At 37.4% G+C, this 12,222-nt stretch carries 14 protein-coding genes; 13 read left to right on the top strand and 1 reads right to left on the bottom strand.

The features are described from left to right. Nucleotides 1–73 precede the first annotated feature (73 nt). The 13 genes from AC0L0O_RS23900 (at nucleotide 74) to AC0L0O_RS23840 (ending at nucleotide 9,242) form a co-directional block, all read left to right on the top strand. Nucleotides 74–187, top strand: a complete 114-nt coding sequence (locus tag AC0L0O_RS23900; RefSeq protein ID WP_000232961.1) for a DUF4024 domain-containing protein — start codon at nucleotides 74–76, stop codon at nucleotides 185–187. 26 nt (nucleotides 188–213) lie between these two features. Beyond that, the gene (locus AC0L0O_RS23895) at nucleotides 214–438 is read left to right on the top strand and encodes an AtpZ/AtpI family protein (RefSeq protein WP_001171223.1); all 225 of its coding nucleotides are present in this window, start codon (nucleotides 214–216) and stop codon (nucleotides 436–438) included. After that, complete coding sequence (locus AC0L0O_RS23890) at nucleotides 438–830, top strand: ATP synthase subunit I (protein ID WP_000567600.1); 393 nt, start codon at nucleotides 438–440, stop codon at nucleotides 828–830. Before AC0L0O_RS23895 ends, AC0L0O_RS23890 begins: the two co-directional genes overlap by 1 nt. A gap of 7 nt (nucleotides 831–837) precedes the next feature. Next, the gene (atpB, locus tag AC0L0O_RS23885; protein ID WP_000399873.1) at nucleotides 838–1,557 is read left to right on the top strand and encodes a F0F1 ATP synthase subunit A; all 720 of its coding nucleotides are present in this window, start codon (nucleotides 838–840) and stop codon (nucleotides 1,555–1,557) included. A gap of 56 nt (nucleotides 1,558–1,613) precedes the next feature. Next, entirely contained in the window at nucleotides 1,614–1,832 is a 219-nt protein-coding gene (gene atpE / locus AC0L0O_RS23880) for a F0F1 ATP synthase subunit C (RefSeq protein ID WP_000052064.1), read from the top strand. Nucleotides 1,833–1,961: 129 nt separating this feature from the next. Continuing rightward, nucleotides 1,962–2,468, top strand: coding sequence for a F0F1 ATP synthase subunit B (gene atpF, locus AC0L0O_RS23875; RefSeq protein WP_001142616.1), 507 nt, complete (start codon nucleotides 1,962–1,964; stop codon nucleotides 2,466–2,468). Beyond that, nucleotides 2,465–3,007: a F0F1 ATP synthase subunit delta gene (gene atpH / locus AC0L0O_RS23870; RefSeq protein WP_000064678.1), complete on the top strand. Its 543-nt coding sequence runs from the start codon at nucleotides 2,465–2,467 to the stop codon at nucleotides 3,005–3,007. The genes atpF and atpH overlap by 4 nt, the downstream gene beginning before the upstream one ends. Nucleotides 3,008–3,018: 11 nt before the next feature. After that, the gene (gene atpA / locus AC0L0O_RS23865; RefSeq protein ID WP_000027518.1) at nucleotides 3,019–4,527 is read left to right on the top strand and encodes a F0F1 ATP synthase subunit alpha; all 1,509 of its coding nucleotides are present in this window, start codon (nucleotides 3,019–3,021) and stop codon (nucleotides 4,525–4,527) included. A gap of 289 nt (nucleotides 4,528–4,816) precedes the next feature. Next, nucleotides 4,817–5,677, top strand: a complete 861-nt coding sequence (gene atpG, locus AC0L0O_RS23860) for a F0F1 ATP synthase subunit gamma (RefSeq protein ID WP_000157696.1) — start codon at nucleotides 4,817–4,819, stop codon at nucleotides 5,675–5,677. A gap of 119 nt (nucleotides 5,678–5,796) precedes the next feature. Next, the gene (gene atpD, locus AC0L0O_RS23855) at nucleotides 5,797–7,206 is read left to right on the top strand and encodes a F0F1 ATP synthase subunit beta (RefSeq protein WP_001032600.1); all 1,410 of its coding nucleotides are present in this window, start codon (nucleotides 5,797–5,799) and stop codon (nucleotides 7,204–7,206) included. Nucleotides 7,207–7,226: 20 nt separating this feature from the next. After that, on the top strand, nucleotides 7,227–7,628 hold the full coding sequence (gene atpC / locus AC0L0O_RS23850; protein WP_000847214.1) for a F0F1 ATP synthase subunit epsilon: 402 nt from the start codon (nucleotides 7,227–7,229) through the stop codon (nucleotides 7,626–7,628). A gap of 121 nt (nucleotides 7,629–7,749) precedes the next feature. Further along, the gene (locus AC0L0O_RS23845) at nucleotides 7,750–8,541 is read left to right on the top strand and encodes a DUF975 family protein (RefSeq protein ID WP_000578791.1); all 792 of its coding nucleotides are present in this window, start codon (nucleotides 7,750–7,752) and stop codon (nucleotides 8,539–8,541) included. A 47-nt stretch (nucleotides 8,542–8,588) separates the two neighbouring features. Further along, nucleotides 8,589–9,242, top strand: a complete 654-nt coding sequence (locus AC0L0O_RS23840; RefSeq protein ID WP_428889159.1) for a DUF975 family protein — start codon at nucleotides 8,589–8,591, stop codon at nucleotides 9,240–9,242. Between the two features lie 72 nt (nucleotides 9,243–9,314). Here AC0L0O_RS23840 and AC0L0O_RS23835 read toward each other — a convergent pair whose 3' ends face one another. Continuing rightward, nucleotides 9,315–12,044, bottom strand: coding sequence for a putative bifunctional diguanylate cyclase/phosphodiesterase (locus AC0L0O_RS23835; protein ID WP_000743639.1), 2,730 nt, complete (start codon nucleotides 12,042–12,044; stop codon nucleotides 9,315–9,317). Between the last annotated feature and the right edge of the window lie 178 nt (nucleotides 12,045–12,222).

Here is a 12,222-nt window from a genome sequence, read left to right as displayed (position 1 = left end):
TCAAATTTTTTGATTTTTTACGATTTCTCGTTGACACTGTTAATACCCTATTGTATGCTAACAACGGGGATAGATGGTAGGGCTTTCAGTGACAAAAATACATCTATTCCGTGACGAAAATGTAAACTTTTTATTTTGTATAGGATTTATGCAAAAAAATGAGTTATTATTAACACATCGTGAATGAGGGTTACATATTGGAGGGATGAATCCTTGCAAAAAAACGATCGCAGCCATATAAAAGCTTATGCTTTAATGTCAGGTATTCTTGCCCAGTTAGTCGGTTCTATTCTTGTTGGGATCTTTGGTGGGCAGTGGATTGATAATAAGGTTGGAACGTTTCCATTGTTTCTTATAATAGGGTTATTACTCGGATTAGGAACAGGGGTATACGCAATGATTCGACTCATTCGACATTACTATTCGGGAGAGCAATGATGATAGACGTACATGGACTTGTCCAAAGACAAAAGAAATATATGTACTACTTGCTTGCGCTTCTAGTGCTAGGATGGGGATTCACCTCTTACAAGGATGTATTTCTTGGACTGATTATCGGGACGATTTTCAGTTTTCTTAGTTTGCGCATCATTGCACGTAGAACAGACAAGCTGCTGGATCGCGTGACAAATGGAGAAAACGTAAAGTTTAAGGCGACAGCGGTAAGTACATATTCAAGATTCGCCACGATTGGGTTATTAATTTTATTTGCAGCCAAATATCAAGAGTTAATTGCGATGTGGGGCTTAGGTGTAGGATTGCTGACAGGATACCTTGTCATGATCATAGATTTTCTTTATTTAGAGTATAAGAGCAGGGAAGAGAGGTGAATTACTAGTGGAACACGGTAAATTAGTTGAATTTCTAGGTTTAACGTTCGATTTGTCGTCAGTTATGATGGTTACTGTAGCAGCAGTTATTGTTTTCTTAATCGCTGTTATCGGAACTCGCAGCTTAGCTCTTCGCCCAACAGGAATGCAAAACTTCATGGAATGGGTGTTTGACTTCGTGAAAGGGATTATCAATAGTACGATGGACTGGAAAACAGGTGGACGATTCTTAACGCTTGGCGTTACGCTTATCATGTTTATCATCGTATCGAACTTCCTTGGTTTACCATTCATGTATTCAGCAACTGAAGCTGGCGAACATATTGCATGGTGGAGATCACCAACGTCTGATCCAGCAGTTACATTAACATTAGCCGTGATGGTAGTTACCCTCACCCATTATTATGGAATTAAGATGAAGGGTACGAAAGAATACGTAAAAGGTTATTTCCAACCTATGAAATTCTTATTCCCATTAAAGGTTATTGAGGAGTTTGCTAACACATTAACGTTAGGTCTTCGTTTATTCGGTAACATTTATGCAGGTGAGATTTTATTAGGATTACTTGCTAAGTTAGGTGGAGCAACATTCCTTGGAGCATTAGGTGCACTTGTACCGATGTTAGCATGGATGGGATTCAGTGTATTCGTTGGATCAATCCAAGCATTTATTTTCGTTATGTTAACGATGGTTTATATGGCTCATAAAGTAAGCCATGACCATTAATATAATTTAAGTAAGAAAAAATTTATTTTTTTATAATACAAAGGAGGACAAATTAAATGAGTTTAGGTGTAATCGCAGCTGCAATTGCAATTGGTTTATCAGCATTAGGTGCAGGTATTGGTAACGGTCTTATCGTATCACGTACAATCGAAGGTGTTGCTCGTCAACCAGAATTAAAAGGCGCACTTCAAACAATTATGTTCATCGGGGTTGCTTTAGTTGAGGCACTTCCAATCATCGGTGTAGTTATTGCATTCATCGTAATGAACAAATAAGGGAGACTCCCCTTACATAGATGGCGAAGAGTGTTTTTCCGAACTTTCTTCGCCATTGCTTTATGAACGAAACGTATGTCTTTTTTTTTCATATGATCAATTTAGATATTTTGAAGGGAGTGAATCCTTGTGCCAACTTTATTATTAGGGGCTGCCATTCCATTTGGAACGATTGCTTACACATTGTTCATTTTCTTACTTCTATTAGTAATGCTACGCAAATTTGCGTGGGGTCCTTTAATGGGAATTATGAAAGAACGTGAAGAGCACGTTGCTAATGAAATCGACGCTGCAGAAAGAAATAATGCTGAGGCGAAGAAATTAGTGGAAGAACAACGTGAGATGTTAAAACAATCGCGTGTTGAAGCACAAGAGTTAATCGAAAGAGCGAAAAAGCAAGCTGTAGATCAAAAGGATGTTATTGTTGCTGCTGCGAAAGAAGAAGCAGAATCAATTAAAGCATCTGCTGTACAAGAAATTCAACGCGAAAAAGAGCAAGCAATTGCTGCTTTACAAGAACAAGTTGCTTCTTTATCTGTTCAAATTGCTTCTAAAGTAATTGAAAAAGAACTAAAAGAAGAAGATCAAGTGAAGTTAATTCGCGATTATATTAAAGAAGTAGGAGAAGCGCGATGAGCAATGGGATTGTAGCAAAACGTTATGCTGTCGCTCTTTTTAAAATTGCAAAAGAAAAACACGTATTAGAAATGTTTGAAGAGGAATTACGCCTTGTACAAAACGTTTATGAGAAGAACGGAGAACTACATAGCTTTTTAACACAACCGAACATTTCAAAAGAGCAGAAGAAGACGTTTCTTGCAAACGTATTCGGATCTGTTTCTGAATCTATTTTAAATACGTTATATATTTTAATTGATAACAAACGCATTGATATCTTATCTGACATTGCAAATGAATACGTAGTTCTTGCGAATGAAGAACGTAACGTAGCGGACGCAACAGTATACTCTACTCGTCTTCTATCAGAAGAAGAGAAGCTTAACATTGCAGAAGCATTTGCAAAGAGAACAGGAAAAGATGCAATTCGCGTAAAAAATGTTGTAGATGAAGATTTACTAGGCGGTATTAAAGTACGTATTGGAAATCGCATTTACGACGGAAGTTTACAAGGAAAATTAGCACGTATTCAGCGTGAATTAATGAAGAATAGATAGGGGTGAAGCACATGAGCATCAGAGCTGAAGAAATTAGCGCACTGATAAAGCAACAAATCGAGAACTATCAGTCTGAAATCGAAGTTAGTGATGTTGGTACAGTTATCCAAGTTGGTGACGGTATCGCGCGTGCTCATGGTCTTGATAACGTTATGGCTGGTGAACTTGTAGAGTTCTCTAACGGCGTTATGGGGCTAGCACAAAATTTAGAGGAAAACAACGTAGGTATTATCATTTTAGGACCTTACACAGAAATCCGTGAAGGCGACGAAGTTCGTCGTACTGGTCGCATCATGCAAGTACCAGTAGGAAAAGAACTAATTGGTCGTGTTGTAAACCCATTAGGTCAACCAGTTGATGGTTTAGGCCCAATCAATACAACAAACACTCGTCCAATCGAAAGTCCAGCACCGGGTGTAATGGATCGTAAATCTGTTCATGAGCCACTTCAAACAGGTATTAAAGCGATCGACGCTCTTGTACCAATTGGCCGTGGTCAACGTGAGTTAATCATCGGTGACCGTCAAACAGGTAAAACAGCAGTTGCACTTGATACAATCATTAACCAAAAAGATGAAGATATGATTTGTATCTACGTAGCAATCGGACAAAAAGAATCAACTGTACGTAACGTAGTAGAAACACTACGTAAGCATGGTGCATTAGAGTACACAATCGTTGTAACTGCATCTGCTTCTCAACCAGCTCCATTATTATACCTAGCTCCTTATGCTGGTGTAACAATGGGTGAAGAGTTCATGTACAATGGTAAACACGTATTAGTAGTATATGATGACTTATCAAAACAAGCAGCAGCTTACCGTGAGCTGTCATTACTATTACGTCGTCCTCCAGGTCGTGAAGCTTATCCAGGGGATGTATTCTACTTACATTCTCGCTTATTAGAGCGTGCAGCAAAATTAAGTGATGCAAAAGGCGGCGGTTCTTTAACGGCACTACCTTTCATCGAAACACAAGCAGGGGACGTATCAGCTTACATCCCAACAAACGTAATCTCGATTACGGATGGACAAATCTTCTTACAATCTGACCTATTCTTCTCTGGCGTACGTCCAGCGATCGATGCGGGTACTTCTGTATCTCGTGTAGGTGGATCTGCTCAGATTAAAGCAATGAGTAAAGTATCAGGTACACTTCGTCTTGACCTTGCATCTTATCGTGAGTTAGAAGCGTTCGCTCAGTTCGGTTCTGACTTAGATAAAGCAACTCAAGCGAAACTAAACCGTGGTGCTCGTACTGTTGAGGTATTAAAACAAGGATTACACAAACCGTTACGTGTAGAGAAACAAGTTATCATTCTTTACGCTTTAACACGTGGATTCCTAGATGATATCCCAGTAGTAGATATCACTCGTTTCGAAGAAGAATTCCATGCTTGGTTAGATTCTAATGCGACTGACTTATTAGAAGAAATCCGCACAACTAAGAAACTTGCGGATGACGACAAATTTGCAGCAGCAATTAACGGATTTAAAAAAGTATTCGTAGCTTCTGAATAATAAAAGCGGAAGCGGCTCGTTCTGAATGTGAGGGGGATGGAACTTCTGACGAAGAGGCGGTGTTTGCCTCGTAGGAAAGAAGTGAAGCCACCGAGTATTCAAGCCGCTGGAGCTAGATAGTATATATAAGGCGTCTCAATTTCTGAGATTGCTGACGGTTATGTAAAGGAAAAGAGTAGGTGCACCTATTCTTTTCCTTCAATCATGAGCAAGAATATCTTGCAACGTAGATTAGGAAGAGGATTCTTACTAATCGTGCCAACTTCCGGAAAAAAGGTGGTGAAAACCTGTGGCATCTTTACGCGATATAAAAGCGAAGATTAACTCGACAAAGAAAACGAGTCAAATTACGAAAGCGATGGAGATGGTATCTGCATCTAAGTTAAACCGTGCAGAGCAAAATGCTAAATCTTTCGTTCCGTATATGGAAAAGATTCAAGAAGTAGTAGCGAGCATTGCGCAAGGAAGTAAAGGAATTAATCATCCAATGCTAAATGCGCGCCCTGTAAAGCGTACAGGATACATCGTTATTACATCTGATCGCGGACTAGCAGGTGGTTATAACAGTAACGTATTACGTACAGTAAGTAACGTAATTCGTGAACGTCATAATATGGATTCAAACCAATATTCAATTATTGTGCTTGGACGACTAGGACGTGATTATTTAAAACGTCGCGGCTTTAACATCATTGATGAAGTAGTTGGATTATCTGACCATCCATCATTTACTGATATTAAAGACCTTGCTTCTCGAGCAATTGCGATGTTCGCAGATGGTGCTTATGATGAGCTGTATATTTACTACAACCATTACGTAAGTAAAATTTCACAAGAAGTAACGGAAAATAAAATTTTACCGCTTACTGATGTGGCGTCTGATAAACCGACGACAGCTTATGAATTCGAACCTTCTGAAGAAGAAATTTTAAAAGTACTATTGCCACAATACGCAGAAAGCTTAGTGTACGGTGCATTACTAGACGGTAAAGCAAGTGAGCACGCAGCGCGTATGACAGCAATGAAGAGTGCTACAGACAACGCAATGGAAGTTATCGATTCACTTACACTTTCATTCAACCGTGCACGTCAGGCAGCGATTACGCAAGAAATTACGGAAATCGTTGGTGGAGCAGCAGCGTTAGAATAGTAATAAAAAGTGGAAGCGGCTCTGTCAAAAGAGTCGCGTAAGCTATAAACTAATAAAAAATGAAAAGCTAACTGCTCGTAGAAAGTTGGCTAATTAAAAGAAAGCTAGGAGGGAACCCGATGAATAAAGGGCGCGTTACGCAAATCATGGGTCCGGTTGTAGACGTTAAGTTTGATGGCGGAAAGCTACCAGAAATCTACAACGCCCTTACGGTAAAACAGAGCAACGAAAACGGAACAAGCATTAACTTAACATTTGAAGTTGCACTTCATTTAGGTGATGACACAGTTCGTACAGTTGCAATGTCTTCCACAGATGGACTTGTTCGTGGCACAGAAGTAGAAGATACTGGTAAAGCAATCTCTGTACCAGTTGGTGATGCAACACTTGGTCGTGTATTTAACGTATTAGGTGATGCAATTGACTTAGATGGTGAGGTTCCTGCGGATGTACGTCGTGATCCAATTCACCGTCAAGCACCTGCATTCGAAGAATTATCTACTAAAGTAGAAATTCTTGAAACTGGTATTAAAGTAGTAGACTTACTTGCTCCTTACATTAAGGGTGGTAAGATCGGTCTATTCGGTGGTGCCGGTGTAGGTAAAACGGTATTAATTCAGGAATTAATCAATAACATCGCACAAGAACACGGTGGTATCTCTGTATTCGCTGGTGTAGGTGAACGTACTCGTGAGGGTAATGACTTATACCACGAAATGAGCGATTCTGGCGTAATTAAGAAAACTGCGATGGTATTCGGACAAATGAACGAGCCACCTGGAGCACGTCAACGTGTTGCGTTAACAGGTTTAACAATGGCTGAGCATTTCCGTGATGAGCAAGGACAAGACGTACTTCTGTTCATCGATAATATCTTCCGTTTCACGCAAGCAGGTTCTGAAGTATCTGCCCTTCTTGGCCGTATGCCATCTGCGGTAGGTTACCAACCAACACTTGCAACAGAAATGGGTCAATTACAAGAGCGTATTACATCTACAAATAAAGGGTCTATCACGTCTATCCAAGCGGTATATGTACCAGCCGATGACTATACTGACCCAGCACCAGCTACAACGTTCGCTCACTTAGATGCAACAACAAACTTAGAGCGTCGTTTAACACAAATGGGTATTTACCCAGCCGTAGATCCATTAGCATCTACATCTCGTGCACTTTCTCCAGAAATCGTAGGAGAAGAGCATTATGAAGTGGCTCGTCAAGTACAGCAAACTTTACAACGCTACAAAGAGCTTCAAGATATCATCGCTATCTTAGGTATGGATGAGTTATCTGAAGAAGATAAGTTAGTTGTACATCGTGCTCGTCGTATTCAATTCTTCTTATCTCAAAACTTCCACGTAGCGGAGCAGTTTACAGGTCAAAAAGGTTCTTATGTACCTGTAAAAGAAACAGTTCGTGGTTTCAAAGAAATTCTAGAAGGAAAATATGATGACCTTCCAGAAGATGCATTCCGCTTAGTTGGTGGCATTGAAGAAGTTATTGAAAACGCGAAGAAAATGATGGCGTAAGGCCTTAGGAGGGACGAAGTATGAAGACATTTCCAGTCAGTATTGTAACTCCTGATGGACCGGTTTACGAAAAAGAAGTAGAAATGGTAAGTGTAAAAGCAGAGAGTGGGGAAATGGGGATTTTACCAGGTCACATTCCAACTGTTGCACCATTAAAAATTAGTGCAGTTCGTCTGAAAAATGGTGGACATACTGATTATGTAGCAGTAAGTGGTGGCTTTATCGAAGTTCGTCCAGATAAAGTAACTGTATTATCATCATCTGCTGAAGAAGCAAACCATATCGATATCCATCGTGCAAATGAAGCGAAGCGTCGTGCTGAGCAACGTATGCAAGATAAGCAAGCACATGTTGACTTTAAACGTGCAGAAATGGCATTACAACGTGCTGTGAACCGTTTAAACGTTTCCGATATGAAATAAAAAAACCGTAAAGGCTTTGCCTTTACGGTTTTTTTTATGGATAATTTTACAAAAATGGTATACTTATGTTGATGCTTGTATAAGTAGAGAATGTACAACAATTTATAAAGGGGATGAATAAATGATCGGTGAAATGAAACGAGAAGCATTGCACTCTTTAAAAGGAAAATGGGGGCTAGGTGTTGGATCAACGATTTTATATCATATTGTAAGTTACGTCGTTTCAATGGCTGTAATGCTTATACTATTAATTCCAGGAGTTATAATAGTTCTTTTAGCATCTATTTCAGCTGGTTCAATTGAAGAGGACGTGATGGCAATTGGAGCTGCTATTACGTTTGGGATTTTTTACTGTCTTATGATAATTTTAAGTTATGCCGCTTATGGCATTACCACATATGGTCATACGAATTTGTTTCTACAAATAAGCAAACGAGAAGATGCTAGAGTGGATTATTTATTTGAAGGATTTCGTGGCTTTAAAAGAATGATGAAAACGATGTGGGCTATGCTTGCAATTTTGTTATATACAGGTACATGGGTTCCGATGTTAGGAATGATTGTATTTGGGCTATTAGGTTTTCTTGATGAGAATGCAAATCCATCATTTATAATTGTTTTCTTTATTCTATTAGCTATTTCGTTTATTGTAATGGCCATTTTGTATTTTTCATATTCGATGACATATTATGTGATGGTTGAAAAACCGGAATATAGTGTTTCACAAGCAATGAAAGAAAGTAAGAATCTGATGAAGGGACATAAGTTAGATTTATTCCTTTTATGGCTGAGTTTTATAGGTTGGGCACTTTTAGCAATTCTTACACTCGGAATAGGTTTTCTTTGGCTTAGCCCGTATGTAAGTACAACGACAGCGCATTTTTATCGCTATATTTCAAAAGATGAATTGTAGTAGGAACATGCTATACTAATAGAGTTATTGTGTATAGGAGGCTACGTATGATTGGTGATTTAAAAGGAGAGGCATTAGATTCATTAGAAGGGAAATGGGGATTAGCTGTTGGGGCGACATTACTTATTTCAATTCTTATTTCAGCATTTAGTTTTAGTGTTGATTTCATTTTCTCTCAGTTTTGGGATTGGAAAGAAGTAAAGAACTCGCTTTCAGTAGATGTTATTACAATATTGGTGATAGGTCCACTAACGCTAGGTGGTTATTATTTAGCACTACATATCATTCGTGAGAAAGACGCACGTATTGGGAATATATTCAGATGGTTTACAGGCGGAAATAAGTTTATAAAGTCATTTTTATTATATATAGTAGTGAATATTTATATTTTCTTATGGTGTTTACTATTTATTATTCCAGGCATTATTAAATCATTTTCTTATGCGATGACGTACTTTATAATAAATGACCACCCTGAGTATTCTATAAATCAAGCGATTACAGAAAGTCGTCGTATGATGGATGGGCATAAGATGGAGTATTTAATTTTATGTTTAAGCTTTATTGGTTGGTTTATATTAAGTTGTATTACACTCGGGATTGGATTCTTATGGTTAATTCCATATTTTTATACGACATCAGCAGCTTTTTATGAAGAAATTGCAGAGGAATATTACGAGAAAGAAATTCCAGCATTATAAAGTGGGGGGAACCCCGCATTGATGACTAGTTTTACTGTCCGCAAATAGTATGATAAAAATACCCAGTATGAGCTATTGGTTCATACTGGGTGTTTTTTGTAGAAATTTTATAAATTGCTGGCTAGTAAGTGGTTTACTGAAATAGTAACCTTGCATATATTTACAGTTGTTCCTTTGTAGAAACTTAAGTTGTTTTTCTGTTTCAATTCCTTCAGCAACGACAGAAAGGTTTAAAGTATTTGCAAGGGAAAGGATAGTGGAAACGATGGCTCTCTCTTCTGGTCGATGATCAGCTAGTTGTGTAAATTCTCTCGGTACTTTTAATGTATCGATAGGGAAAATAGATAAATAAGCGAGAGAAGAATAGCCGGTGCCGAAGTCATCAATGGACGTTTGAATACCATATTCCTTTAATTGTTTTAGTCTTGATAATGTTTCTTTTTCATCGATCATCGCAATTCGTTCTGTTAATTCAAGTGTTACATACTTTGGATCGACTTTAACATCTGTTAGTATTTGTGAAATGTTCTCGATTAAATGATCTTGCTGGAATTCTTTTGCTGATAAGTTAACACTTATGTTTAAATCTTTGTAACCGAAGGAATGCCAAATTGTTAACTGCCGACAAGATTCCTGTAATACCCAATGTCCAAGTGGAATGACCTGTGGAGTTTCTTCTACAATTGGAATAAACTCACACGGTGGAATATCGCCTAATAGTGGATGCTTCCAACGTAGTAATGCTTCAGCACCAATGATCTTTTTCGTTGTAATATCAATTTGTGGTTGATATACGAGATAGAATTCTTTATTCACTAAAGCAAGTGGCAAATCTTTTTCAATTCGAGCTTTTCGTTCCATTTTTTTGTACAGTTCTTTCGTGTATAGAGAGCTACCGTTTTTGCCCCTATTTTTTGCTTCATACATGGCCATATCAGCATGTTGTAGAATCGACAATGGGTCTTCACCTGCTTCAGGATATATGGCAATCCCGATGCTCGGTGAGATTTGTAAATGTTGATTTTCAATTTCAAATGGTTCATTCATAGCTTCTACAATCGTATCAGCCATTCTTTTTACATCTGGTCTTTTATTATAGTTCTCAATAAGGATTGTGAACTCATCCCCAGCTAGACGGGCGAGCTTCATATTTGGTGTGGCCATTCTTTCGAGTCTTTTCGCTACTGCGATTAATAGGAGGTCTCCTACCCTATGACCGAGGGTATCATTAATAATTTTAAAACGGTCTAAATCTAGAAACATAACAGCAAAAGGTCTTTTTGATATTTTGGATCGAGCAATTGCTTGTTCTACATATTGGTGAAATGCACGTCGGTTTGCAAGCTCTGTTAAGGTATCACGATATGCTAGAAAATTAATTTGCTCTTGTTGTTGCTTGCTTTCCGTAATATCTTTAATCATTAAATAAACTCCCGAAATATGATCTTTTAAAAAGATAGGAACAGCCGTAACATGCAAGTAGTAAATATCTCTATTTTTATGATAAGCCCGTATTTCTAAAGAAATAGAATGCCCTTTTTTTACGCGATGAAAGGTGTTAATAATTTCTTCTAAATCTTCTTCGTATATGAGTGAGTAGTAAGGTTGATTTAATAATTCGTTTGTTTGATAGCCGAGTAAAGTCGTACCGGCATTATTCACTTTGAGAAAATTACCATACAAATCTAATGTGAAGATTGGATCTGGATGATGCTCGTATAAAGACTTAAACATTTGTTGGTTATGATAGAGCTCATTTTTTTGTTCTACTAAATCTTCTGTACGCAGTTCAATTTGTTTTTCGAGTTCTGAGTTGAATTGCATTTGGGCTAGTAATAATAATTTATTTTGTTTACGAACTAAACTATGGCGTATAAGGACGAAGGAGAAGGTTATGATAAGCCCGATTACTACAATAGGTGCAAAAACGTATTCAACTAATATAAAAACAATAAGCATTACGACAGAAATATAAGGTAATGACAATCTGATTGACTCACCAAGTTTAGGTGTTAATAGTATTTGTTCTTGTTTTTCAGGTTCTTTTGTATGGATAATACAGGCGATTGCTACTAGTACTAAAGTTACTTGATAAAGAGGAGTAACTGTAAACATAGAATACTCTGGTGTAAAGTATTTGATAAAAGCATAAATTGCATCTGTAGTCGCATATAAAAGTAAAGCACTGCCAAGAAGCGCTCCAACTTTTTTCGGTAATAAGGATAATGGTCTGAATAAAAGATTGATTCCTATGAGAAGGAAGAGTAAGTCTGCCATTGGATAGGTAAGTTGAACAAATATGTCGATATAGGATGTTGTAAAAACGTGAATGGTTCGTTCAATAAGTAAATAGTAACTTAAAGTGAATTGTGCTGTAACAATAATGCAAATATCACATATCATAAAAAGCTTTTCTAATAAATCTCGGTTATAAATGATTTCATATAGAAAGGCGAATGCAAAGCTAATTAAAAAAAGTAAATAAAAAAAGTCAGACGGATCAACGAATGTATAGTAGTCCTTTAAAATTAAACGTTGATAGGCAACGACGATATCTCCAATGAAATAAGAGAGAGTTCCAACGCATAATATCGTCCAAAATAAACGAGGTAACCCTTCTTTCATGTTTGAAAAATAAAGTATATAACTACAAGCGATAATATCAATGAATAAAGTACTCATTCCAATTAATATTTGAAAGGGAAATGAGTATTCATATAGAAAAGGCATTGCCACATAATGAATCACTATAGATAGCAATGTAATGCTTATAAGAATACTTACATGTGCTTGTTTTTTCATCTATCTCACCCACGGTATATACATATAAATTCCTCTTTTGTATTTTTTATAATTTCTTAAAAAACATATATAACCTATATACTTATTTTGCGCAAGTATAGCAAGTTATAAAAACAGATTTTAATAATTTTCGTTTCTGTCCCCAACATATCGACATAGGAATTTGAAGTTTGCTATA

This window comes from Bacillus sp. GS3m_15504 (assembly GCF_055825275.1).
This window is presented reverse-complemented; position numbering and strand designations above follow the sequence as displayed.